The sequence below is a fragment of the Streptomyces sp. NPDC059373 genome, assembly GCF_042751495.1.
Classification (GTDB): Bacteria; Actinomycetota; Actinomycetes; order Streptomycetales; family Streptomycetaceae; genus Actinacidiphila.
This window is the reverse complement of sequence record NZ_JBHYXC010000021.1, coordinates 87,776-112,444: the sequence shown is the minus strand read 5'-3', so window position 1 is coordinate 112,444 and position 24,669 is coordinate 87,776. Positions and strand designations below refer to the sequence as shown.

Below are 24,669 nucleotides of genomic sequence, written 5' to 3'. Positions count from 1 at the left end.
GGTGGGGGAGGGCGCAGCCCCTAGGCCCGCAGGCGCAGGCCCCGGGGGGTGGCGTGGAAGCCGGCGGCTTCCAGGGCGCGGCCCAGGGGCGAGGTGAGCGCGGACTCGCCATTCGTGCGCTCGACCGTGAGCCGCCCGAGGGCGCCCTCGCGGACGGCGAGGGCGAGCGCGTCGGCGGCGGCCTGGAGCCGGTCCTCGTCATCGGGGAAGGCGAGTAGGGTCTTGCCGCCGCGCTCGACGTAGAGGGCAAGCTCGCCGTCGACCAGGACGACCAGGGCGCCGGCCTTGCGCCCGGGGCGGTGGGTGACGCCGGCGGGCTGCTCGGGCCAGGGAAGAGCCGCACCGTAAGCGTTGGCGGGGTCGGCGGCGGCCAGGACCACCGTGCGGGCGGCGGGGACCTGGGCGTGGCGGCCCTCCTCGCGGTCGCGGGCGGTGCTGATGGCGCGCAGGCGGTCCACGGCGCCGTCCATGGCGAACTGGGCGGCGCCTAGCCCCTCCACCACATATCCACGGCGGGCCTGACCGGTCTCCTCGAAGGCGGAGAGCACGCGGTACGCGGCCGAGAAGCCGCCCTCGACGCCCTCGGCGGCGACCGCGCCACGGGTCACGACGCCGTGCCGGTCGAGCAGCGTATGGGTGAGGGCGTGGGCGCGATGGGTGACGTCCGTCTCCAGGGGCGGGACCAACGACCACCGCCCTGCCGTCGTGGGCGGCCCCGAACGGGACGCCGTGGCGCGCGGCGCCCGCCCGGTCAGCGAACCGTAGCGACCGCGAGGCACGGCGCGCGGTGCGCGGTGCGCCGTGGAACCCGCGGTGCGGCCGGAGCCGAGGAGGGCGCGCAGCGGGGCGAGCGTGTCGTTGGTGAGCCGGCCGGACCAGGCCAGGTCCCAGACGGCGTCGGCCAGTTCGGGATCGGAGGGACTGAGCCCCGCGGCGCGCACATGGTCGGCGATCTGCCGGAAGAAGAGCCCGTAGCCTCCGCCGAGGGCATCCAGGACGGCCCGGTGCAGTGGGGACAGCTCCAGCGGCTGCGGCGGGGGGAGCAGCAGCGGCGCGGCGTCGGCCAGATAGAGCGAAACCCAGCCGTCCTTGCCCGGCAGTGCCCCGGCTCCCGACCAGAGGATCTCGCCGGACGCGGTCAGCTCGTCGAGCATGGCGGGCGCGTATCCCGTGACGCGGGCCGGCAGGACCAGCTTCTCCAGCGCCGACGCGGGCACCGACGCCCCCTGCAGCTGCTCGACGGCCCGTACGAGACCGTCGATGCCGCGCAGGCTGTGGGTGCCCACGTGCTGCCACTGCGGCAGGAACGTGGCCAGGGTCGTGGGCGGCACCGGCTCCAGCTCATGCCGCAGCGCGGCCAGCGAGCGCCGCCGCAGCCGCCGCAGCACCCCGGCGTCGCACCACTCGTGGCCCGCCTCGCCGGGCCGGAACTCGCCCTGGACCACCCGGCCCGGTGCCGCCAGCCGGTGCAGGGTGCCGTCGGCCACGGCCGTGCCCAGGCCGAAGCGCTGGGCCGCCTCGGCGGAGGTGAAGGGGCCGTGGGTGCGTGCGTACCGGGCGAGGAGATCGGCCAGCGGGTCCTTGACCGGCTCGGTGAAGGCCTCCGGCACCCCGACCGGGAGCGCCGTGCCGAGCGCGTCCCGCAGCCGTCCGGCGTCCTCGACGGCCGCCCAGTGCTCCGCACCGCCCAGCCGGACCCGGATCGCCCGCCGGGTCGCCTCCAGCTCCCGTACCCACGCCGGCTCGGCGCCCCGGGCGATCAGCTCGGCGTCGGTCAGCGGCCCGAGCAGCCGCAGCAGATCGGCGACGCTCTCCACGTCCTTGGCCCGGCGGTCCTCGGTCAGCCACTGCAGCTCCCGCTCCAGCTCGACCAGCACATCGGCGTCCAGCAGCTCGCGCAGCTCCGCCTGGCCCAGCAGCTCGGCCAGCAGCCGGGAGTCCAGCGACAGTGCGGCGGCGCGCCGCTCGGCGAGCGGGGAGTCGCCTTCGTACAGGAACTGCGCGACATAGCCGAAGAGCAGCGAGCGCGCGAAGGGCGACGGCTCGGGGGTCGTGACCTCGACCAGCCGCACCCGGCGGGCCTCGATGTCGCCCATCAGCTCGACGAGCCCTGGCACGTCGAAGACGTCCTGGAGGCACTCGCGGACCGCTTCGAGCACGATCGGGAACGAGCCGAACTCCGAGGCGACCTGCAGCAGTTGGGCCGCCCTCTGGCGCTGCTGCCACAGGGGTGTGCGCTTGCCGGGACTGCGGCGCGGCAGCAGCAGCGCGCGGGCCGCGCACTCGCGGAAGCGCGACGCGAAGAGCGCGGAGCCGCCGACCTGGTCGGTGACCAGCTGCTCGACCTCGCCCTTGTCGAAGGCGACATCGGCGGCCCCCACCGGCGACTGCTCGGTGTCGAACTCCGCGCCCTGCTTGACCGGATCGACGTCCAGTAGATCCATACCCAGCAGATCGGCGTCGGGCAGCCGCAGCACGATGCCGTCGTCCGCGTGCATCACCTGGGCGTCGAAGCCGTACCGCTCGGCCAGCCGCGCCCCCAGCGCCAGCGCCCATGGGGCGTGCACCTGGGCGCCGAAGGGCGAGTGGACCACGATCCGCCAGTCGCCCAGCTCGTCCCGGAAGCGCTCGACGACGATGGTGCGGTCGTCCGGCACATGGCCGCAGGCCTTGCGCTGCTCGTCCAGATACGCCAGGACGTTGTCGACGGCCCAAGGGTCGAGCCCGGCCGCCGCCAGCCGCTCCCGGCCCTTCTCGGGGGCCAGCCGGCCGACCTCGCGCAGGAACGCGCCCACCGCCCGGCCCAGTTCGAGCGGGCGGCCCAGCTGGTCGCCCTTCCAGAACGGCAGCCTGCCCGGCACCCCGGGCGCGGGGGAGACCAGGACCCGGTCCCGGGTGATGTCCTCGATCCGCCAGGAGCTCGTGCCCAGCGTGAAGACGTCCCCGACCCGGGACTCGTACACCATCTCCTCGTCGAGCTCGCCGACCCGGCCGCCGCCCTTCTTGGGGTCGGCCCCGGCCAGGAAGACCCCGAACAGCCCCCGGTCCGGGATCGTGCCGCCCGAGGTCACCGCGAGCCGCTGCGCCCCCGGGCGGCCGGTGACGGTGTTGGCCACCCGGTCCCAGACCAGGCGCGGGCGCAGCTCGGCGAAGGCGTCGGACGGATAGCGCCCGGCGAGCATGTCCAGGACCGCGGTGTACGCGGAGTGCGGCAGCCCGGCGAAGGGCGCGGCACGCCGGATGACGGCCAGCAGCTCGTCGACGTCCCAGGTGTCGAGGGAGGTCATGGCGACCAGCTGCTGCGCCAGGACGTCGAGGGGGTTGGACGGGACGCGCAGCGACTCGATGGCGCCCACGCGCATCCGCTCGGTCACCACGGCCGACTGCACCAGGTCGCCCCGGTACTTGGGGAAGACCACGCCCGTGGAGACCGCGCCCACCTGGTGTCCGGCCCGGCCCACCCGCTGCAGCCCGGAGGCGACGGACGGCGGCGACTCCACCTGGACGACCAGGTCCACAGCGCCCATGTCGATCCCCAGCTCCAGGCTGGAGGTGGCCACGACGGCCGGCAGCCGCCCCGCCTTCAGATCCTCCTCGACCAGTGCCCGCTGCTCCTTGGACACCGACCCGTGGTGTGCCCGTGCCAGCACCGGAGGAGCGCCCTGTGCCGCCCCGGACTGCGCCATGATCTCGGCGGGCGGCCCGGACTCGGGCATCGGCTCGCCCGTGGCACGCTCGTACGCGATCTCGTTGAGCCGGTTGCACAGCCGCTCCGCCAGGCGCCGTGAATTGGCGAAGACGATCGTGGAGCGGTGCGCCTGCACCAGGTCGGCGATCCGCTCCTCCACATGCGGCCAGATCGACGGCCGCTCGTCCCCGGCCGCCGCCGCTCCGCTGTGGTCGGCCACAGGCGAGCCGCCGAGCTCGCCCAGATCCTCGACCGGGACGACCACCGAGAGGTCGAACTCCTTCTCCGAGGGCGGCTGGACGATCGTCACCTTGCGCTGCGGGGACAGGAAGCGCGCCACCTCGTCCACCGGCCGGACGGTCGCCGACAGCCCGATCCGCCGCGCGGGCCGGTCCAGGAGCTCGTCCAGCCGCTCCAGCGACAGGGCGAGATGAGCGCCCCGCTTGGTCCCGGCGACCGCGTGCACCTCGTCGAGGATCACCGTCTCGACGCCGCGCAGCGCGTCCCGCGTCGCCGAGGTGAGCATCAGGAACAGCGACTCGGGTGTGGTGATCAGGATGTCCGGCGGCCTGGTCGCCAGCGCGCGCCGCTCCGCCTGCGGGGTGTCGCCCGAGCGGATGCCGACCCGCACCTCCGGCTCCGGCAGTCCGAGCCGTACGGACTCGTGCTTCAGCCCCGTGAGCGGGCTGCGTAGATTACGCTCCACATCCACCGCGAGCGCTTTCAGCGGCGACACGTACAGCACCCGGCAGCGCCGCTGGGCCTCGGCCGGCGGCGGGGTGCTGGCCAGCCGGTCCAGGGACGCCAGGAAGGCCGCGAGGGTCTTGCCGGAGCCGGTCGGCGCGACCACCAGGACGTCGGATTCCTCGGCGATCGCCCACCACGCCCCGGCCTGCGCGGCCGTGGGCGCGGCGAAGGCCCCCGTGAACCACGCGCGGGTGGCGGGGGAGAAGGCGTCCAGGGACGACGCCGGGTCCTCCTCCGGCGTGTTCCTAGTGCTCCGTCGCGACATGTCATCCATCCTGCCTCGACCCACTGACAATCCGGTTCCGGCGGTCCCGAGAGGCGGCCCACAATGGACCCATGGCACCACAGGAGCGCGCACGCCACTGGCAGCACCCGGGCATGCCCGGCGTGGATCTGCTGCGCGCCCACTACATCCGGCACACCTTCCCGCGCCATGCCCACGACGGCTACGTGATCGCCGCCGTGACCCGGGGCATCGAGGTGGTGGGCCTGCCGCAGGGCGTGCAGCGGGCCGGGGCCGGCAGCGTGGTGCTGATCGACCCGGAGACCCCGCACACCGCGCACGCCGGGACCGGCGAGGGCTGGAGCTACGACGTGCTGTACCCGACGGTCGACGTGATCGCCGAGGTCGCGCGGGAGATCTCCGCGATCCGGGGCACGCCGTCCTTCACCGCCTCACTGGTCGACGATCCCGAGGCGGCCCGCCTCATCGCCGACGTGCACCGCGCGGCCGAGTACGACAACGCGCTCGCCGCCGATTCCACCCTGCGCCTCGCCGCCGCCCGGCTGCTGCGCCGCTGGGGAGCCGCGCCCGCGTCCCGGCGCCCGGCCGCCGCGGGCACCCTCGCCGTCCGCCACGCCCGGGACCTGCTCGCCGGCCGGCTCGCCGGGCCGCCCTCCCTGGACGAGCTGGCCGCCGAGGTGGGCACCAGCCCCTTCGCGCTGCTGCGGGCCTTCCGGCAGGCATACGGGCTGCCGCCGCACGCCTGGCTGACCGGTGAGCGGGTCCGGGCGGCGCGCCGGATGCTGGAGGCCGGCATACCGCCCGCCGAGGCGGCCACAGCCGTGGGCTTCAGCGACCAGCCGCACCTGAACCGGCACTTCACGCGCATCGTCGGCGTCCCGCCCGGCGCCTACCAGCGGGAGCGCAAAAACGTACAAGACCGGGAGCTCGGCCTTCCTTAGGGTCTGCTGTGTGACCGCAACACCCATAGAGACCGATCAGCAGCACCCATCCACCCCCAAGCCCCGCTCCGCCGTGATCCGGGACGCGCTCGGCGTCGGGATCGCCGTCGGGCTGTCCGGCTTCGCCTTCGGGGTGACCTCGGCCGGAGCGGGGCTCAGCGTGGCGCAGAGCTGCGCGCTGAGCCTGCTCGTCTTCACCGGAGCCTCGCAGTTCGCCCTGGTGGGCGCACTGGGGGCGGGCGGCAGCCCGTTCGCGGCGGCGGCCGGGGCGTTCTTCCTGGGCGTACGCAACGCCTTCTACGGGCTGCGCCTGTCGGAGCTGCTCCGGCTGCCGCGCGCCGTGCGGCCCCTGGCGGCGCAGTGGGTGATCGACGAGACCTCGGCCGTCACCCTGGCCCAGCCCGACCGGCGCAGCGCGCGTCTGGGCTTCACCGTCACCGGCGTAAGCCTGTACGTGCTGTGGAACCTCACCACCCTGCTCGGAGCCCTCGGCGCCGCCGCGCTGGGCGACCCCGCCGCCTGGGGTCTGGACGCGGCCGGGCCCGCCGTCTTCCTGGCGCTGCTCGCCCCCATGCTGCGCGGTCGCGACGAACGGGCGGTGGCGGGGCTCGCGGTTCTGCTTGGGCTGGTCTGCCTGCCGCTGCTGCCGTCCGGCGTGCCGGTCCTCGTCGCGGCGCTGGCCGCGCCGGTCGTCCTGGCCGTCACCCGTCGCAAGCGGGTGCAGCGATGAGCACCTGGATCGCCATCGGCATCACCGCCTTCGGCTGCTACGCCATGAAGCTGCTCGGCCTCTCCGTCCCCGCCGGCTTCCTGGAGCGACCGGTCGTCCGTCGGCTCGCTGCCCTCCTCCCCATCGCCCTGCTGGCCGCGCTCACCGCCATCCAGACCTTCGGCACCGGCGACCGCACCCTGGTCCTGGACGCCCGAAGCGCGGGCCTGGCAGCGGCGGCCGTCGCCCTGCTGCTGCGCGCCCCCTTCCTGGTGGTGGTCGGGGCGGCGGTGTTGGTGACGGCCGTCGTACGGGCCCTGGCGGGCTGACGGCGGACTGGCGCGTACGGCCTGGCCCCTAGAGACGGCCGTACGCGCGCAGCGTCCGCAGCGCCTCGATCGTCACGATCGGCCGGGACTCCAGCCGGGTGCCCGGCGCCCACTCCCGCCATCGGATCGGCCAGCCACCGTCCTCCCCCTGCTCCGCCGCCAGGAAGTCCAGGGACCGTTCGAGCTCCGCCTCCGAGAACCACCGCCGGCCCAGGGACTCCGGTGCGCGTGCGAAGTCGTACGCGAAGTGGTGCTCGCCCGGCGCATAACCCGGCGGCACCGCACGGTCGTCGGCACGGGCCGGGTCGAGAACGACGAGCCGCTGCTCCCGGACCAGCCGCCCCAGGCGGTCCGCGGCGGCCCGCGCCCGCGCCCGGTCCGGCGCCGAGTCGAGGAACGCGAGGGCGGCCATGGCCTCGTAAGGATGGGTCTTCTCGAGGGACTCGGCCACCTCCCAGCAGAAGTCCGTGGCCCGGAACAGCCAGGCGTGCCACACCTCGTTGCGGTGCAGCAACCCGACCACCGGCCCGGTGGCGAGCAGATCCCCCGGCGGATCATCCGTCACCGGGATCCACGGCGCCGCCGGATACCCGCGCAGCGACGGATGGACCGCCGGCAGCGAGCCCTCGGGTGTGGAGACCTCCGTGAGGTACTGGCACACGCGTTCCGCGCGCTGTCCGCCGCAGCGCCCGATCTCGTCGAGCACGCGCAGCGCGAACGCCGTGTGCAGGGGTTGGCTCACCGGCCCCCGCAGATCCGGCTCGAGGGCGTGGCCGTATCCGCCGTCGTCATTGCGGTACGCGCCGAGCGCGGTCTCCACCGCGTCCGGCGAGCCCTGCAGGAAGTGGTAGGCGAACCTGCGCTGCTCAAGCACGCGGGCAGTGAGCCACACAAAGTACTCGGCGCGCGCTAGCGGGGTAGCTGGCATGTGCGCACCCTAGGACGCGCCGCCCGCCCTGCCTACGGCAATGACGCCTCAGCACCCGGCCGTGCGACCATGCGCCCCCCAGGACGGGATACTGGGGTGCATGAAGTTGACGGTCTTCTGGGAGCGGATGCGCGCTCACTTCGGCGATACGTACGCCGACTCGTTCGCCCGCGATCATGTGATGTCCGAACTGGGCGGGAGGACCGTGGTCCAGGCGCTGGAGGACGGCTGGGAGGCGAAGGACGTCTGGCGTGCGGTGTGTGCGGCTGTTGACGTGCCCGCTTCGAAACGCTGATCCATAGGCGAGACTTGGGCTGTGTCAGCAAACGTAGGGAACACGGGGAACGACGGCGGCGACGCGGAGGAACCGCCCGAGCAGGCGTCGTCAGAGGCAACGGTGGCGGGTGGGCGGATGCCGACGTGGTTGCCGCGGGCCATGGTGCTGGCACTCGCGCTGTTCGGTGCCTTCCAGTTGGCGAACTGGGCGTTCCACCAGGTCATCGGGCTGCTGGTGAACATCCTGATCGCCTTCTTCGGTGCGTTGGCCATCGAGCCGGCAGTGGACTGGATGGCGGCCCGGGGGGTGCGCCGGGGGATCGCCACCGGGCTGGTCTTCATCGGAGTGCTGGCGGCCGGCGGGCTGTTCGTGGTGTTGCTGGGTTCGCTGCTGGTCGACCAGGTGACCATGATCGGCCGGAATCTGCCCAACTACGTCGAAGATGTCGTGGTCTGGCTGAACCAGACCTTCGGCACCAACCTGTCGGTGGGCAAGCTGCAGGACAACGTCCTGCACTCGGACTGGCTGCGCAATTACGTGCAGAAACAGGCCAGCAACGTGTGGGGGCTGTCCGGTGCCGTCCTGGGCGGTGTCTTCCAGGCGTTGACCATCGCCCTGTTCAGCTTCTACTTCGCCGCCGACGGCCCCCGGCTGCGGCGCACGCTGTGCTCCGTACTGCCGCCGGCGCGCCAGGCCGAGGTGCTGCGGGCGTGGGAGATCGCGGTGGCCAAGACCGGCGGCTATCTGTACTCGCGGGCGCTGATGGCGCTGATCTCGGCGGTCGCGCACTATGTGCTGTTCCAGGTGCTGGCCGTGCCGTACGCGCCGGCGCTGGCGGTGTGGGTGGGGGTGATCTCGCAGTTCGTGCCGACGGTCGGCACGTATCTGGCGGGTGCGCTGCCGATGCTGATCGCGTTCACCGAGGACCCGTGGGACGCGGTGTGGGTGCTGGGCTTCGTGGTGATCTACCAGCAGTTCGAGAACTACGTGCTCCAGCCGCGGATCACCGCCAAGACCGTCGACATCCACCCCGCTGTCGCCTTCGGGTCCGTCGTCGCGGGCACCGCGCTGCTGGGGGCGGTCGGCGCGCTGGTCTCGATCCCGGCCACGGCGACGCTGCAGGGCTTCCTGGGCGCGTATGTGAAGCGGTACGACGTGACCGATCCGCGCGCCCACGGGCCGCAGCGGCGGCGGGGGGCCTCCCTGGTGGCGAGGCTCCGGCGCTGGGCGCGGCGAGGTTGACACAAAATTCGAACATCCATTCTCATGGATGTGTGCGGGCAGGTTATCCACAGCCCGGAGCGACGTCAGGGCGCATTGTCAGTGGCAGGCAGTAGCGTCATGGACGTGAAGCGATCGACTCAGACATCCCGGGTGGAACCCATGGCAGCAGGAAACGACCGCGAGAAGGCGTTGGACGCCGCGCTCGCACAGATTGAACGGCAGTTCGGCAAGGGCGCCGTCATGCGCCTCGGCGAGCGCCCGAACGAGCCCATCGAGGTCATCCCCACCGGGTCGACCGCCCTGGACGTCGCCCTCGGCGTCGGCGGCCTGCCGCGCGGCCGGGTGGTGGAGGTCTTCGGTCCGGAGTCCTCCGGCAAGACGACCCTGACCCTGCACGCGGTGGCGAACGCGCAGAAGGCCGGCGGCCAGGTGGCCTTCGTGGACGCCGAGCACGCCCTCGACCCCGAGTACGCCAAGAAGCTCGGCGTCGACACCGACGCCCTGCTGCTCTCCCAGCCGGACAACGGCGAGCAGGCGCTCGAGATCGTGGACATGCTGGTCCGCTCCGGCGCGCTCGACCTCATCGTCATCGACTCCGTGGCGGCCCTCGTGCCGCGGGCCGAGATCGAGGGTGAGATGGGCGACTCGCATGTGGGTCTGCAGGCCCGCCTGATGAGCCAGGCGCTGCGCAAGATCACCAGCGCGCTCAACCAGTCCAAGACCACGGCGATCTTCATCAACCAGCTCCGCGAGAAGATCGGCGTGATGTTCGGCTCGCCGGAGACCACGACCGGTGGCCGCGCGCTGAAGTTCTACGCCTCCGTCCGGCTCGACATCCGCCGGATCGAGACCCTCAAGGACGGCACCGACGCGGTTGGCAACCGCACCCGCGTCAAGGTCGTCAAGAACAAGGTCGCACCCCCCTTCAAGCAGGCCGAGTTCGACATCCTCTACGGCCACGGCATCAGCAAGGAGGGCGGCCTGATCGACATGGGTGTCGAGCACGGCTTCGTCCGCAAGGCCGGCGCCTGGTACACGTACGAGGGCGACCAGCTCGGCCAGGGCAAGGAAAACGCGCGCAACTTCCTGAAGGACAACCCCGACCTCTCCGACGAGATCGAGAAGAAGATCAAGGAGAAGCTGGGCATCGGCGTCAGGCCGGAGGCCCTGGGCGAGCAGCCCGGCGCGGACGCCGTCACCTCGGCCGTTCCCGCCAAGGCCGCGTCCGAGACGGTCCCGGCACCTGCCAAGGCAGTGAAGGCGACCAAGGCGACCGCAGCCAAGGCCTGAGCCGGTGGCACGCGGACGCCGATACACCGACCGCGGCGGCTCTTCCTCGTCGAGGGCCGAGAAGGAGCCGCCGCCCGAAGAACCGGCCGACCCCGAGGAGCGGGCGCGGGCGCTGTGCCTGCGCCTGCTCACCGGGACGCCCCGGACCCGTAAGCAGCTCGCCGACGCCATGCGCCGCCGGGAGATCCCGGAGGAGGTGGCCGAGCATGTGCTGGAGCGGTTCCAGGACGTGGGGCTCATCGACGACGAGGCCTTCGCCAACGCCTGGGTGGAGTCCCGGCACCGGGGGAGGGGGCTCGCCCGGCGGGCGCTCGCCCAGGAACTGCGCACCCGGGGGGTGGACGCCGAGCTGATCGGCCGCGCCGTCGAGCAGCTCGACCCGGAGCAGGAGGAGCGGGCCGCCCGCGCCCTGGTGGACCGCAAGCTCGCCTCGAGCCGTGGGCTGGAGCGCGACCGGCGTATCCGTCGCCTCGCCGGGATGCTGGCCCGCAAGGGCTACTCGGAGGGGGTCGCGCTCCGGGTGGTCCGCCGGGCCCTGGAGGAGGAGGGCGAGGATCCGGAGGTCCTGGAGCACTTCCTGGGGGAGTAGGCCATTTCGTTGGGGAGCAGGTCGGGTGAGTCATCGAATACGTCCCCGAGTGAGCGTCACCGGACCGCGCGGTGACCGCTTCCTTGACCGTGTCTGTGAGTCGACCTAGCCTCACAACGGGTGAGGGGAAGCGTCCTCAGAGACACGGGAGTTGGTGCCATGGGCATCGCGCTGGGGACCGGATCCTTGCTCTCCCTCGTGTCCGTGGTCATCACGGTCGCCGTGGCGGTAACCGCAGGTGTGCTGCTGCACAGGCTGCGCAATGAGCGCGAGCAGCTGAGGACCGCCGCCGAACGTGAGGCCAGGGAGATCCGGGCCACGGCCAAGGACGAAGTGCGGGAGATCCGGTCCGACCTGGAGCGACGTGAGCAACGGCTCGCCGACCGCGAGGCCCGGATCGACGCCGAGTCCGAGCATCTGCACCTCCGCCGACGGGAGTTGGCCGAGGAGCGCGAGGCCCTGGAGCGCCGGCGGGCCGAGGCGATCCGGCTGGAGGACGAGCGGCGCGACATCCTGGAGCGGGTCGCCTCCTACACCGCCGTCGAGGCCCGCACCGACCTCGTCCGCTCCGTGGAGCAGCAGGCCAAGCGCGAAGCGGCCGTCATCGTCAGGGACATCGAGCGGGCCGCCCGCGAGCGGGGCGAGGAGCGAGCCCGCCGCATCGTCTCCACCGCCATCCAGCGGGTGGCCGGCGAGCAGACCGCCGAGTCCGTGGTCTCCGTCCTGCACCTGCCCAGTGACGACATGAAGGGCCGCATCATCGGCCGCGAAGGCCGCAACATCCGGGCCTTCGAATCCGTCACCGGCGTCAACCTCATCATCGACGACACCCCGGAAGCGGTGCTGCTGTCCTGCTTCGACCCGGTGCGCCGCGAGGTCGCCCGGCTGACCCTGGACGCCCTGGTCGCCGACGGCCGGATCCACCCGCACCGCATCGAGGAGGTCTACGAGCGCAGCGTCGCCGAGGTCGACCAGCTCTGCGTACGGCACGGCGAGGACGCCCTCACCGACACCGGCATCACCGACATGCACCCCGAACTGGTCGCCCTGCTCGGCCGGTTGCGCTACCGCACCTCCTACGGGCAGAACGTGCTCGGCCATCTGCTGGAGTCCGCGCATATCGCCGGCATGATGGCCGCCGAGCTGGGCGTCGAGCCCACCCCCGTCAAGCGCGGCACCCTGCTGCACGACATCGGCAAGGCCCTCACCCACGAGGTGGAGGGCAGCCACGCCCTCATCGGCGCCGACCTCGCCCGGCGGCACGGTGAGAGCGAGGACGTGGTGCACGCCATCGAGGCCCACCACAACGAGGTCGACCCGCGCACCGTCGAGGCCGTCCTCACCCAGGCCGCCGACGCCGTCTCCGGCGGCCGGCCCGGTGCCCGCCGCGAGTCCCTGGAGTCGTACGTCCGCAGGCTCAAGCGGCTCGAGCAGATCGCCGCCGCCCACGCCGGGGTCGCCAAGGTCTTCGCGATGCAGGCCGGCCGCGAGATCCGGGTCATGGTGCGCCCGGAAGACGTGGACGACATCCAGGCGCAGGTCATCGCCCGCGACGTGGCCAAGCAGGTCGAGGAGGAGCTGACCTACCCCGGGCAGATCCGGATCACGGTCGTCCGGGAGTCCCGGGCTACCGAGTTCGCCCGCTGACCGGCTCGGAAGGTTCCGAGGGCTCGGAGGGCTCGGTGGGCTCCGAGGGCCCATCGGCCGGCTTCGCCGGCTCCGTCGGCCCGTCCCCGGCATCCGGCAACGGCGGTCCGCCGCGCGCCAGATCGGCGTACGAGTAGAGCTCGGCCGGGCGGCAGCCCGTCATCACCGTGACCAGGTGACCGTCGGGGCGGATCAGCAGCACGCTGTGCGCCGTCGACCCCGGATAGGCCTCCGCGACCAGCAGTTCCGCGCGGGTGGGCAGCGCCGCGACCGCCTTGGCCAGGCGCGGCATCAGCCCCGCCGTCAACCAGTGCCGGCTCTCCCACACCCCCGTGCCGGGCGCGATCAGCACCACCAGCAGGTTGTATCCGAGCCGGTCGTAGAGCCACGCCCGGGAGCCGTCCAGGGCGGTCACCTCGACGTCCGTGACCGCCGCGCCCGGCGGCGTGGCGCACGAGGCCACCAGCGGGGACACCGCCGACGACCCCCCGCGCGGCGCCGGCAGCGCCAGCGGCGACCGCGCGTACACCGGCGGCGCCCCCAGCGGTCCGCGCCCCAGGTGGCCGTCGGTCAGCAGTTGGGCGTACCGGCGGCCGGATCCCGACAGCCCCGACAGCATCGAACGCCGCAGTGAGTGCCAGACCCCCTCCGCCCGCAGCAGCGGCAGCACCTGGTCGGTGGCCCGCAGCCGGGCACCCACCGCCCCGCGCCGCTCGGCCTGGTAGCTGTCGAGCAGGGTGTCGGAGGCGCCGTAGTGCCAGGCCAGCGACAGCTTCCAGGCGAGGTTGCCGGCGTCCCGCAGGCCCTCCTCCAGGCCCTGCGCACCCAGCGCGCCCACCAGATGCGCGGCGTCCCCGGCCAGGAACACCCGGCCCGCCCGCCAGCGCCGCGCCAGCCGCTGGTGCACCGGATGCTCCGCCGAGCCGAGCAGCTCGTACGGCGGCACAGCGCCGGAGCCGCTCCAGGCCGCCAGCGTGCCGCGGATCCGGGCCACCAGGTCGTCCGAGGTCAGTGGGCCGCCCTTGGCCGGCAGCAGCCAGTCCAGCCGCCACACGCCGTCCGGCAGCGGACGCGCCGTCACCTCGGGCCCCAGCCCGGCACCCGGGGGATCGCGGTGCAGCAACGCCTCGTCCGGCCACGGCAGTTCGACCCGCAGCGCCGCCACCGCGTACCGGTCCACCGCCGTACGCCCGGGGAAGCGCACCCCCAGCAGCTTCCGTACGGTCGAGCGCGGTCCGTCGCAGCCGACCAGATAACTCCCGCGCCACCACGTGGCATCCGCGCCCCGCGTGTGCACGGTCACTCCGGAGCCGTCCTGCTCCAGGGTGTCCAGCCGCGCCTTCGGCACGATCCGTACCAGGTCCTCGGCCGCCGCCGCGGCCCGCAGCCCGCGCTCCAGCCGGGCCTGCGAGATGTGCGTCGGTGCCTCGGAGCCGGCGCCGAATTCGACCCGTACGGCCTCCTGCCGGCGCCGCATGGTCCGCCACGCCGTCCAGGCCGTCCCGTCCCCGTAGACCCCCGGGTAGCCCAGCCGGGCCACCAGCCCGGCCGTCACCGGCCCCAGTACAGCCGTCCGCTCGGCCCCGGGAAGCACCTGCCCGTCGTTCTCGTCCAGCACGATGCTCGGCACGCCGTGCCGGGCCAAGCCAAGCGCGAGGGCGAGTCCCACCGGACCCGCCCCCGCGATGATCACCGGGTCCACAGCGCGGTCCCCGGAAGTTGTGCAGTCACATTGCGTATGCAACCCACTGCGGGTGCGTGCGTCAAGTGACGTCCGCTGGTCGGCGCGGTGCGCGGGCGTGCGGACTGATCCGCCGTCACTCCGCGGCGGCCTCCACGGCCTTGGCCTCGGGCGCCGCCGGAGGCGCGCCCTTGGGGCTGCGGCGGCCGCGTCGCTCGATCCAGTTGGCGAGCGAGCTGAGGGCGAGGCACATCAGGATGTAGATCGGCGCGATGATCATCACCAGCGGGACGTACGGGAAGCCCTGGCTCGTCGCGGCGATGAGCCGGCCGTTGTAGAGCAGCTCCTCGTAGGTGATGATGAAGCCCAGTGACGTGTCCTTGAGCGTGACCACGAGCTGGCTGATGATCGACGGCAGCATCGCCCGGACCGCCTGCGGGATCAGCACGAAGACCATGACCTGCGTCTTGCGCAGGCCGACCGCGTACGCGGCCTCGCTCTGGCCCTTGGGCACGGCGTTGATACCGGCCCGGAAGATCTCGGCCTGGACCGAGCCGTTGTACAGGGTCAGACCGATGACCAGGGCCCACAGCGGCGTCGAGGTGAACACCCCGACGTAGAGGGCGAAAATCATGATCAGCAGCGGCATGGCGCGGAAGAACTCGACGACGGCCGAGGCCACCCACCGCACCGGCGCGTGATCGGAGAGCCGGCCCGAAGCCAGCAGGGCGCCGAGGAGGAGCGAGAGAACCGAGGCGAGAGCGAAGGCCTTGAGGGTCGCGACGATGCCCTCGCCGATGCGCTGCTGGATCTCGCTGTACTGGAACGGCTGCCAGAGGTAGCCCGCGAACTGCCCCTTGGCGTCCAGCTGCCGGTAGACGAAGTACAGCAGGGCGAGGATGGCCAGGGAGGCCACCGCGCCGATGATGTTGTTGCGGGTACGGGCCTTGGGGCCCGGGGCGTCGAACAGGACGTTTGCGCTCATCGGGCCACCGCCAGCCTGGTCTCGAGGAAGCGGAACACCGCGCTGATGAACAAGGTGATGATCAGGTAGGCGATCGCCACCCAGAGGAAGAGCAGGAAGATGTTGTATCCCTGCTCGCTGAGGGTCTTCTGCACGCTGAACAGCTCGAAGACGCTGAAGCCGCCGGCGATCGCCGAGTTCTTGGCGAGCGCGATCAACAGGCTGCCGATCGGCGGCAGTACGGTCCGGGTGGCCTGCGGCAGGATGATCAGCCGCAGGGTCTGCGTAAAGGTCATCCCGAGGCTGCGGGCCGCCTCGGCCTGTCCGAGAGCCACGGTGTTGATGCCGGAGCGGACCGCCTCGCAGATGAACGCCGAGGTGTAGCAGCTCAGCGCGAGGATCGCGAGCTGGAAGAAGCTCCAGGTGTTCATGCCCAGGCGGGGCAGCACCAGCACGGCGATGAAGAACAGCAGGGTCAGGGGAGTGTTGCGCAGCAAGGTGACCCAGGCGGCGCCGAAGTAGCGCAGCGGCGGCACGGGGGAGACCCTGAAGGCGGCTATGACCACCCCGAGCACCAGGGCGATCGCCCCGCTGAGCGCGGTCAGCTCGACCGTGCCGAGGAACCCCTCGCGAAACAGCGCGAAGTTGTCCAGCAGTACGTTCATCGATTCTCCAAATGACGATGCGCCGGCGGCCGGGAAGCCGCCGGCGCATCAGTCACGGTCGGAGCCGGGCCGGGAGAGGCCGGTCAGGAGCCGGTCAGGACGAGGAGTCGAGCGGGGGGATCGTGGCGGTCACGCCGGACTTGCCGAGCGTGGCGTCGTACGCCTTCTGCCAGTCGCCGTTGTCCTCGTGGTTCTTCAGGGCCGCGGTGACGGCGTCCTGGAAGGCGGTGTCGCCCTTCAGCAGGCCCACGCCGTACGGCTCCTCGGAGAACGGCTTGCCGAGCACCTGGATCTGGTCCGGGTACTGCGCGGCGAAGCCCTTGAGGATCGCGTCGTCTGTGGTCACCGCGTCGACCTGGCCGGAGAGCAGGTTGTCGACGCACAGCGAGTAGGCGTCGTACGCGACCGTCTTGGCGCCGTAGGGGCCGTTCTTGATGCGCTCCAGGGAGGTCGAGCCGGTCGCCGAGCAGACCGTCTTGCCCTTGAGGTCGTCCTTGCTCTTGATGGAGCTGCCCTTCTTCACCAGCAGGTCCTGGCCGGCGACGAAGTACGGGCCGGCGAAGGAGACCAGCTTCTTGCGCTCGGGGTTGATGGTGTACGTACCGACGTAGTAGTCCACCTGGCCGCCGGCGATCGCGGTCTCACGGTTGGCCGACTGGATCGTCTTGAAGGTGATCTTGTCCTCGCCGAAACCGAGGTCCGCGGCGACCATCTTCGCGATCTCGATGTCGAAGCCGGAGTACTTCTTGGTCGCCTGGTCCTGGAAGCCCAGGTTCGGCTGGTCGGCCTTCACACCGATGGTGATCTTGCCGTTCTTCTCGATCCGGTCCCAGGTCTTCGAACCGCTCAGCTTCACGCCGGTCTTGACCGTGTACGTCGGCAGGGCGGCGGCTGCGCTGGAACCGCCGGCCGACGGGGTGGTGGAGCCGGAAGGGGAGCCGGACTTGCCGCAGGCCGTGGCGGACGCGGTGAGGGCCACGACGGCGAACGCGGCGGCGGCGGTCTTGCGGAGATTCATGGGAAGTCCCTTTGTTGTCAGGTCGTCGTCAAGGTCAGTCGTCAAGATCATCTCAGTGGTGGAGGATCTTCGACAGAAAGTCCTTGGCCCGGTCGCTCCGGGGGTTGCTGAAGAACTGGTCCGGGGTCGCCTGCTCGACGATCCGGCCGTCCGCCATGAACACCACGCGGTTGGCAGCGGACCGGGCGAAGCCCATCTCGTGGGTGACCACGATCATCGTCATACCGTCCCTGGCGAGCTGCTGCATGACCTCCAGCACCTCGTTGATCATCTCAGGGTCGAGTGCGGACGTGGGCTCGTCGAAGAGCATCACCTTCGGATCCATCGCCAATGCCCGCGCGATCGCCACACGCTGCTGCTGGCCGCCGGACAACTGCGCCGGGAACTTGTCCGCCTGGTTGCCCACGCCCACCCGGTCCAGCAGGGTGCGGGCCTGTGCCTCGGCGGCCTTCTTGTCCGTCTTACGCACCTTGATCTGCCCGAGCGTGACGTTCTCCAGCACGGTCCGGTGCGCGAAGAGGTTGAACGACTGGAACACCATGCCGACGTCGGCGCGCAGCCGCGCCAGCTCCTTGCCCTCGGCGGGGAGTGGCTTGCCGTCGATGGTGATGCGGCCCGAGTCGATCGTCTCCAGGCGGTTGATCGCCCGGCACAGTGTGGACTTGCCGGACCCGGAGGGCCCGATGACGACAACGACCTCGCCGCGGGCGATGGTCAGGTCGATGTCCTGAAGCACGTGCAGAGCACCGAAGTGCTTGTTGACGTCCTCCAGGACGACCAGGTCGGTCGCCGAGACTTCGGTCATCGGTGGGCGCTCCATCCTCATCGGCTCAGGGCGGTTGGGACGACCCTATGGATGATCGCCACGCCCGGTCATCACATCTGAGCGGAACTTGAGGGTTACGATCCGATCACGCACCGGCACGCTGGGTGAACGGGTTTCCGCGCCGCGTACCGGCTGCGTAACAGTCACCCGAACGGCGTGGACGGCCCTTGACGCACATGATGATCATCCGCCTGTATTCCTGGTAAGGGCATCATTGCGGGAGTGTGAAGGGAGGGAGATCCGATGCGACTGCTGCTGGTGGAGGACGACGAACGGGTTGCCGCCGCGCTGTCGGCCGTGCTCCGTAAGCACGGCCTGTCGGTGACCCATGCCCGCAACGGCGAGGAGGCGCTCCGTGCCCTGCTGCCCGACCCCGGGCCCGCCTACGACGTCGTGCTGCTCGACCTCGGCCTGCCCGACCAGGACGGCTTCGAGGTGTGCAGCCGCATACGCCGCCGGGCTGCCATCCCCGTGATCATGGTGACCGCCCGGGCCGACGTACGATCCCGGATCCATGGTCTCAATCTCGGCGCCGACGACTACGTGGTCAAGCCGTACGACACCGGGGAGCTGCTGGCCCGCATCCACGCCGTCGCCCGCCGCCACGCGCAGGAGGCCGCCGAGGCGCTCCCGGCCGCCCAGGACCCCGTACTGCGGCCGCAGCCCGGCGCGCTGCGGCTCGGACCGGTCTCCGTGGAGCTGCCGACCCGCAGGGTCACCGTGGAGGGCGAGGACATCGCGCTCACCCGCAAGGAATTCGACCTCCTCGCGCTGCTCGCCCAGCGGCCCGGCGTGGTCTTCCGCCGCGAGCAGATCATCAGCGAGGTCTGGCGGACCAGCTGGGAGGGGACCGGCCGCACCCTGGAGGTGCACGTCGCGTCCCTGCGCTCCAAGCTGCGGCTGCCCGCCCTGATCGAGACCGTGCGCGGGGTCGGCTACCGCCTCGTCGTCCCGGTCTAGGGTCGCCGCCTTGCGCTCACGCCTGCTCCCGCTGCTCATCGTCCTGATGGCCGGAGTCCTGCTCGCCCTCGGCTTCCCGCTCGCCGCGAGCCTGGCCGCCGCCCAGCAGCAGCGCGTCGTCGTCGACCGGATCGACGACACCACCCGCTTCGCCGCGCTCGCCCAGTACGTGACCGGCACCGCCGACAGCGAGCGGCGCGGCACCCTGCAGTCCGAACTGAGCCGCTACCAGGAGGTCTACGGGATCCGGGTCGGCGTCTTCTACCGCAAGCGCGACCTGCCCGCGATGGCCGCCGCACCCGAGAAGTGGCAGGTCCCGGCGAAGGGTGAGGCCTACACCGCCTACACCGAGGCGCTCGCCAGCCGCCGCAGCCACGACCCCCCGCAGGTCTGGCCCTGGCAGCGCCGCACCCTAGCCGTCGCCTCGCCCGTCGTACGCGACGGGGATGTGATCGCCGTCGTCCTCACCGACTCGCCCACCGGCGCCCTGCGTTCCCGCATCCTGCGCGACTGGCTGCTGCTCGCCGCCGGCGAACTCGCCGCCATGGTGGTCGCCGTCATGGCCGCCTTCCGGCTGGCCGGCTGGGTGCTGCGGCCGGTGCGGATCCTGGACCGGGTCACCCACGACATCGCCACCGGGCGGATGAAGTCCCGGGTCGCGGCGGCCGGCGGGCCTCCCGAGCTGCGCCGCCTCGCCCGCTCCTTCAACGAGATGGCCGACAACGTCGAGGAAGTCCTCGACCAGCAGCGCGCCTTCGTCGCCGACGCTTCCCACCAGCTGCGCAACCCGCTCTCCGCCCTGCTGCTGCGGATCGAGCTGCTCGGCCTCGAACTCCCCACCGGCCACGAGGAGGTCGGCAAGGTCCGCGAGGAGGGCAAGCGCCTCGCCTCCGTCCTCGACGACCTCCTCGGCCTGGCCCTCGCCGAGCACGCCGAGGCCGACCTGGCCCTCACCGACATCGCCGCCCTCGCCGCCGAGCGGGTCGAGGCCTGGCTGCCGGTCGCCATCCGGGAGGGAGTGGAGCTGGACTACACGGGCGTGGCCGCCGCGACCGGCTGGGCGGACCCGGTCGCCCTGTCCAGCGCACTGGACGCCATTGTCGACAACGCCCTGAAATTCACCGCTCAGGGAGACTCCGTCTACGTTTCAACCGAAGTCCGTGGCGAAAGTGTCGCCGTGACCGTCACCGACGGCGGCCCCGGCCTCACCGACGACGAGATCGCCCGCATCGGCGACCGCTTCTGGCGCTCCCCCCGCCACCAGAACATCGACGGCTCCGGCCTCGGCCTGTCCATCGCCCGCGTCCTGCTCGCCCAGGGCGGCGGCTCGCTCTCTTACGCGCCCAACGACCCGCACGGCCTGCGCGTGACGCTCACCGTGCCGCGCACGGCGCCCTAGGGGCGTGTCCGGCGACAGGCGTTAGCCGCACTCCGTCAGGTCGGGCGGTCGCTGGTCGTTCAGTTCCTTGTCCGTCAGCGGCTTCAGATGCTTGGCGTAGGACGTCTTCCAGCGACCCGAGGAGATCTCGCCCCTTATGGCGTCGCAGACGGCGCTCTTCAGCGCGGCGTCGCCCTTGTAAAGCCCGACCCCGTACTCCTCCTCGCCGAAGGGGACACCCAGCAGCTTCAGCTGCTTCGGATGCTGGGCCCGGTAGCCAGCCAGGATGATGTCGTCCGTTGAGACCGCGTCGACCTTCCCCTCCAGCAGCTGAGCCACGCACTGGCCGTAGGAGGGCCGCAGTTCGGTCCTTATCTGCGGGTACTGCGTACGCAGCCGCTCGGCGGGCGTGGAGTCGGTCACCGTACAGACGTCGTGGCCGTACAGATCCTGCGTCCCGTCCACACCCTTCTCGTCGGCCCGGATGAGGAAATCCTGCCCGGCGGTGTAGTAGGGACCGGCGAAATCGACCGACTCCTTGCGCTGCTTGGTGATGGAGTAGCTGGCCACTATCAGGTCGACCTGCCCGGAGCTGAGCCGGTATTCGCGGCTCTGTGTGTCGACGACCCGGAAGTGCACCGTGCTGAATCCGAGCTTCTTGGCGATGGCCCAGGCCAGGTCGATGTCGAAGCCTTCGTAGCCGCCCTTGGCGGTGGTCGAGCGCTCGCTGAGGCCGGGCTGGTCGCTCTTGACGCCGATGACCAGGTAGCCGCGCTGCTTGGCCGCCCGGTACGTCGCCGAGCTGGACAGCGACGTACCGTCCGGCGCGCGCAGCCGGTCCACCGCGAACCAGCCTGCGGACGCCAGCACCGCGAGCCCCACGGCGCCGGCCGTGGCCGCTACCCAGCGCCGCCGCGACCACGGGGGCCTCGGGGGGTGCGGGGGATCGGGCGTCGGGTCCGGCCGCAGGGGCGGCGAGGTGACCTGGGTGGCCTGGGGGTCGTAGCCGGTCGGATAGCCCGCCAGCGGATGCGGGGTCTCCTGCGCCACGTGCTGCAGCAGCTGCTCGGCGCGCTCCGCGGTCAGCCGCGCCGTCGGCTCCTTGACCAGCAGCCCCTCGATCAGCGGACGCAGCGGCCCGGCGTGCTCCATCGGCGGCGGCTCGGTGGTGCGTACCGCCTCCAGCACCTCGTACGGTGTCGGTCCCCGGAAGGGCGCGCGGCCCTCGACGGTCTCGTACAGGGTTACACCCAGCGACCACAGATCCGCCGCCGGCGTCGCCTCACGCGGGGTCCGAGAGGCTGGCTCCGAGAGCTCGGGGGCCAGATACTGCGGGGTGCCCACCGTCTCGTGCAGCCGGGTCACCTGGGCCGCGCCCTCGAAGGTCGCGATCCCGAAGTCCATCAGCACCGCCCGGCCGTCCCGCCGGAACAGGATGTTGTGCGGCTTCACGTCCCGGTGCAGCACCCCCGCGGCGTGCACCGCCCGCAGCCCGCGCAGCACTTCGAGCCCGATCCGGGCCGCGTGCAGCGCCGGCAGCCGCCCCTGCTCGCGCAACTGGTCAGCCAGCGAATGCGGGTTGACCTGTTCCATCACGATCCAGACCTGGCCCTCGGCCTCGATCACGTCATGGACCGCGACCACATGCTCATGCCCGATCCGCGCGATGGCCTGTGCCTCGCGCCGCGCGCGCTCCACCCACTGCGCCTGCGTGTCCGGGTCCAGGGCGCCGCGGAACAGCAGCTCCTTCACCGCGACCTGCCGGCTCAGCCGGTTGTCGTACGCCTCCCACACCACGCCCATACCGCCGCGGCCGAGCTGGCGCTGCAACTCGTAGCGCCCATCGATGAGGGTGTGCGGCATTCCCCCAGAACTCATGCGTGTGCCCCCATTGGTACGTGGTCGGCAACAGGTTAGGGGGCCTCGGCCCCGAAGAACATCGGCCCCGGGGTGGGTGATGATCACATGTCGGGGCGCAACGCCCGTACCGGACCGCCGATTCCTTACGGTTTAACCGATCGGTAATAGCGCAGGGCGCCTTCGTGCAGTTCCAGCGGATCCGTGAACACCGCCGTCCGCAGATCCACCAGCTGCGCGGCGTGCACGCGGGCGCCGATGCTGTCCCTGCTGTCGATCACCGTGCGGGTGACCCGCTCCACCAGCCCCGCGTCCGCCCGGTCGGTCGTCACCAGAAGGTTGGCCACCGCCAGGGTCTTCACGGCCTTGCCGCCCTGGATGTCCGGGTACGCGTCGGCCGGCATCACCGCCTGGCGGTAGAAGTTCGGGTAGAGCGTGTGCAGCTTGCCGACCAGATCGCCGAGCTGCACGAGCTTGACGTCCATCGTCTTCGCCAGATCCGTCACGGCCTGCGTCGGCAGCCCGCCCGACCAGAAGAAGGCGTCGAGCTTCCCGGCCCGCAGCAGCCCCGGCGACTCGTCGATCCCCGCCGTCTTCGCCGTCAGGTCCTTCGCCTCGTCCAGCCCGGCCGCCCGCAGCAGCCGCCCGGTGATGAGGTTGACCCCGGAGTTCTTCTGCCCTATCCCCACGCGCTTCCCGCGCAGGTCCGCCACCGAATCGATCGACGAGTCCGCGGGGACCACCAGCTGCATGTAGTCGTCGTACAGCCGCGCACACGCGCGCAGCCGCGACTTCCCGGCCCCGTCGTAGTCCGCCACCGCGTCCGCCGCCGCGATCGCGAAGTCGGCCTTGCCCGTCGCGACCCGCTTCACGTTGTCCACCGAGCCCTGCGACGGCAGCAGATCCACCCGCACCCCCGGCAGATCCGTGTCCAGGTCCTTGCGCAGCAGCTTCCCGTACGTGTCGTAGACCCCGTTGCGCACACCCGTCGAGAAGGTCACCGTGCCCTGCGGGTACGACGGCCCGCGCGCCGGCAGCAGCCACCACAGCAGCAGTGCGAGCGCAGCCGCCACCGCGAATGCCGCCTGCACGGCGCGGCGCCTGCCGACGTGGGGGATCTTCATGCCTGGGGATCCTGCCAGGCACCGCAGGCGGGCGAAAGGGCGATCGACCGCTCGGGGACCACGTACTCTGGTTGATTGATATGAGCGCGCGTACTTACGAGGTCCGCACCTACGGGTGCCAGATGAACGTCCACGACTCCGAGCGGCTGTCAGGCCTGCTGGAGGACGCCGGCTACGTCCGCGCGCCCAAGGAGGCCGACGGGGCGGATGTCGTCGTCTTCAACACCTGCGCGGTGCGGGAGAACGCCGACAACCGGCTCTACGGCAACCTCGGACAGCTGGCGCCCAAGAAGGCGGAGCGGCCCGGCATGCAGATCGCCGTCGGCGGCTGCCTCGCCCAGAAGGACCGCGACACCATCGTCAAGCGGGCGCCATGGGTCGACGTGGTCTTCGGCACGCACAACATCGGGAAGCTGCCGGTGCTGCTGGAGCGGGCCCGTATCGCCGAAGAGGCGCAGGTCGAGATCGCCGAGTCGCTGGAGGCCTTCCCCTCCACGCTGCCGACCCGGCGTGAGTCCGCGTACGCCGCCTGGGTCTCGATCTCGGTCGGCTGCAACAACACCTGCACCTTCTGCATCGTCCCGGCGCTGCGCGGCAAGGAGAAGGACCGCCGGCCCGGCGACATCCTGGCCGAGGTCGAGGCGCTGGTCGCCGAGGGCGTCTCCGAGATCACCCTCCTCGGGCAGAACGTCAACGCGTACGGCTCCGAGATCGGCGACCGCGAGGCCTTCAGCAAGCTGCTGCGCGCCTGCGGGCGGATCGAGGGCCTGGAGCGGGTCCGCTTCACCTCGCCCCACCCGCGGGACTTCACGGACGACGTGATCGCGGCCATGGCCGAGACACCGAACGTGATGCACCAGCTGCACATGCCGCTGCAGTCCGGCTCGGACACCGTGCTCAAGGCGATGCGCCGCTCGTACCGGCAGGACCGCTACCTGGGCATCATCGAGAAGGTGCGCGCGGCCATGCCCGACGCCGCCATCTCCACCGACATCATCGTGGGCTTCCCCGGCGAGACCGAGGAGGACTTCGAGCAGACCATGCACGTCGTGCGCGAGGCGCGCTTCGCGCAGGCTTTCACCTTCCAGTACTCCAAGCGGCCCGGCACCCCGGCGGCCGACATGGACGGGCAGATCCCCAAGGCGGTCGTGCAGGAGCGCTACATGCGCCTTGTCGCCCTCCAGGAGGAGATCTCCTGGGAGGAGAACAAGAAGCAGGTCGGGCGAACCCTCGAGATCCTGGTCGCCGAGGGCGAGGGGCGCAAGGACGACGCCACCCACCGACTCTCGGGACGGGCCCCGGACAACCGGCTCGTCCACTTCGAGAAGCCCGCGGAGGCCGTCCGCCCCGGCGACGTCGTCACCGTCGGGATCACCTACGCCGCCCCGCACCACCTCCTCGCCGAGAAGCCCGCGCCGGCCGTACGGCGTACGCGGGCGGGCGACGCCTGGGAGCTGCGCAACGCGGCCCCGGCGGCCAAGCCGGCCGGGGTGATGCTGGGCCTGCCGACGATCGGCGCCCCGGCGCCCGCGCCCGCGGCGGCTCCCGGCTGCGGCTGCGACTGATCGTTTCTGTGCTGGACC

General features: G+C 71.7%; 20 protein-coding genes. 11 read left to right on the top strand and 9 right to left on the bottom strand.

The genetic code is table 11. The features are described from left to right. Positions 1–20 precede the first annotated feature (20 nt). A complete protein-coding gene (locus tag ACFXJ5_RS25735; RefSeq protein WP_384635497.1) occupies positions 21–4,700 on the bottom strand; it encodes an ATP-dependent helicase in 4,680 nt (1,559 codons plus the stop codon). A gap of 71 nt (positions 4,701–4,771) precedes the next feature. On the opposite strand from ACFXJ5_RS25735, the gene ACFXJ5_RS25730 reads away from it, so the two are divergent. The 3 genes from ACFXJ5_RS25730 to ACFXJ5_RS25720 are packed head-to-tail and all read left to right on the top strand — an operon-like array spanning position 4,772 to position 6,658. Continuing rightward, positions 4,772–5,620, top strand: coding sequence for an AraC family ligand binding domain-containing protein (locus ACFXJ5_RS25730; RefSeq protein ID WP_384635495.1), 849 nt, complete (start codon positions 4,772–4,774; stop codon positions 5,618–5,620). Between the two features lie 10 nt (positions 5,621–5,630). Next, positions 5,631–6,350, top strand: a complete 720-nt coding sequence (locus ACFXJ5_RS25725) for an AzlC family ABC transporter permease (protein ID WP_384635492.1) — start codon at positions 5,631–5,633, stop codon at positions 6,348–6,350. Beyond that, positions 6,347–6,658: an AzlD domain-containing protein gene (locus tag ACFXJ5_RS25720; protein ID WP_384635490.1), complete on the top strand. Its 312-nt coding sequence runs from the start codon at positions 6,347–6,349 to the stop codon at positions 6,656–6,658. The genes ACFXJ5_RS25725 and ACFXJ5_RS25720 overlap by 4 nt, the downstream gene beginning before the upstream one ends. Before the next feature lie 28 nt (positions 6,659–6,686). Here the strand turns inward: ACFXJ5_RS25720 and ACFXJ5_RS25715 are convergent, their stop codons facing one another. Next, positions 6,687–7,586, bottom strand: a complete 900-nt coding sequence (locus tag ACFXJ5_RS25715) for a hypothetical protein (RefSeq protein ID WP_384635487.1) — start codon at positions 7,584–7,586, stop codon at positions 6,687–6,689. 100 nt (positions 7,587–7,686) lie between these two features. On the opposite strand from ACFXJ5_RS25715, the gene ACFXJ5_RS25710 reads away from it, so the two are divergent. The 5 genes from ACFXJ5_RS25710 (at position 7,687) to rny (ending at position 12,613) form a co-directional block, all read left to right on the top strand. Next, a complete protein-coding gene (locus tag ACFXJ5_RS25710) occupies positions 7,687–7,881 on the top strand; it encodes a DUF3046 domain-containing protein (protein ID WP_384635484.1) in 195 nt (64 codons plus the stop codon). A 21-nt stretch (positions 7,882–7,902) separates the two neighbouring features. After that, positions 7,903–9,105: an AI-2E family transporter gene (locus tag ACFXJ5_RS25705; protein WP_384635480.1), complete on the top strand. Its 1,203-nt coding sequence runs from the start codon at positions 7,903–7,905 to the stop codon at positions 9,103–9,105. 141 nt (positions 9,106–9,246) lie between these two features. Then, positions 9,247–10,377, top strand: coding sequence for a recombinase RecA (gene recA / locus ACFXJ5_RS25700; RefSeq protein ID WP_384635478.1), 1,131 nt, complete (start codon positions 9,247–9,249; stop codon positions 10,375–10,377). A 4-nt stretch (positions 10,378–10,381) separates the two neighbouring features. Next, positions 10,382–10,966, top strand: a complete 585-nt coding sequence (gene recX / locus ACFXJ5_RS25695; protein ID WP_384635475.1) for a recombination regulator RecX — start codon at positions 10,382–10,384, stop codon at positions 10,964–10,966. 159 nt (positions 10,967–11,125) lie between these two features. Further along, entirely contained in the window at positions 11,126–12,613 is a 1,488-nt protein-coding gene (gene rny / locus ACFXJ5_RS25690) for a ribonuclease Y (RefSeq protein ID WP_384635472.1), read from the top strand. Here rny and ACFXJ5_RS25685 read toward each other — a convergent pair. From ACFXJ5_RS25685 to ACFXJ5_RS25665, 5 genes are all read right to left on the bottom strand, one after another. Further along, positions 12,594–14,315: an FAD-dependent monooxygenase gene (locus tag ACFXJ5_RS25685; RefSeq protein WP_384635468.1), complete on the bottom strand. Its 1,722-nt coding sequence runs from the start codon at positions 14,313–14,315 to the stop codon at positions 12,594–12,596. The two genes, rny and ACFXJ5_RS25685, sit on opposite strands and share 20 nt — an antisense overlap. Positions 14,316–14,430: 115 nt before the next feature. Then, positions 14,431–15,279: an amino acid ABC transporter permease gene (locus tag ACFXJ5_RS25680; RefSeq protein WP_384635466.1), complete on the bottom strand. Its 849-nt coding sequence runs from the start codon at positions 15,277–15,279 to the stop codon at positions 14,431–14,433. Continuing rightward, complete coding sequence (locus tag ACFXJ5_RS25675) at positions 15,276–15,923, bottom strand: amino acid ABC transporter permease (protein ID WP_384635463.1); 648 nt, start codon at positions 15,921–15,923, stop codon at positions 15,276–15,278. The genes ACFXJ5_RS25680 and ACFXJ5_RS25675 overlap by 4 nt, the downstream gene beginning before the upstream one ends. A gap of 94 nt (positions 15,924–16,017) precedes the next feature. After that, a complete protein-coding gene (locus tag ACFXJ5_RS25670; RefSeq protein ID WP_384635460.1) occupies positions 16,018–16,941 on the bottom strand; it encodes a glutamate ABC transporter substrate-binding protein in 924 nt (307 codons plus the stop codon). Between the two features lie 52 nt (positions 16,942–16,993). Next, the gene (locus tag ACFXJ5_RS25665; protein WP_384635457.1) at positions 16,994–17,746 is read right to left on the bottom strand and encodes an amino acid ABC transporter ATP-binding protein; all 753 of its coding nucleotides are present in this window, start codon (positions 17,744–17,746) and stop codon (positions 16,994–16,996) included. A gap of 264 nt (positions 17,747–18,010) precedes the next feature. Between ACFXJ5_RS25665 and ACFXJ5_RS25660 the strand changes: the two genes are divergently transcribed. Both ACFXJ5_RS25660 and ACFXJ5_RS25655 read left to right on the top strand, forming a co-directional pair. Beyond that, positions 18,011–18,727: a response regulator transcription factor gene (locus tag ACFXJ5_RS25660; protein ID WP_384635454.1), complete on the top strand. Its 717-nt coding sequence runs from the start codon at positions 18,011–18,013 to the stop codon at positions 18,725–18,727. Between the two features lie 10 nt (positions 18,728–18,737). Further along, positions 18,738–20,126: an ATP-binding protein gene (locus ACFXJ5_RS25655; protein ID WP_384635451.1), complete on the top strand. Its 1,389-nt coding sequence runs from the start codon at positions 18,738–18,740 to the stop codon at positions 20,124–20,126. A 21-nt stretch (positions 20,127–20,147) separates the two neighbouring features. On the opposite strand, the gene ACFXJ5_RS25650 is transcribed toward ACFXJ5_RS25655, so the two are convergent. Both ACFXJ5_RS25650 and ACFXJ5_RS25645 read right to left on the bottom strand, forming a co-directional pair. Further along, positions 20,148–21,983: a bifunctional serine/threonine-protein kinase/glutamate ABC transporter substrate-binding protein gene (locus ACFXJ5_RS25650; protein ID WP_384635449.1), complete on the bottom strand. Its 1,836-nt coding sequence runs from the start codon at positions 21,981–21,983 to the stop codon at positions 20,148–20,150. Positions 21,984–22,108: 125 nt separating this feature from the next. Continuing rightward, the gene (locus ACFXJ5_RS25645; protein ID WP_384635447.1) at positions 22,109–23,086 is read right to left on the bottom strand and encodes a TAXI family TRAP transporter solute-binding subunit; all 978 of its coding nucleotides are present in this window, start codon (positions 23,084–23,086) and stop codon (positions 22,109–22,111) included. Between the two features lie 80 nt (positions 23,087–23,166). Here ACFXJ5_RS25645 and miaB point away from each other — a divergent pair, with 80 nt between their 5' ends. After that, positions 23,167–24,651: a tRNA (N6-isopentenyl adenosine(37)-C2)-methylthiotransferase MiaB gene (gene miaB, locus ACFXJ5_RS25640; RefSeq protein WP_384635445.1), complete on the top strand. Its 1,485-nt coding sequence runs from the start codon at positions 23,167–23,169 to the stop codon at positions 24,649–24,651. The last annotated feature ends 18 nt before the right edge of the window (positions 24,652–24,669 follow it).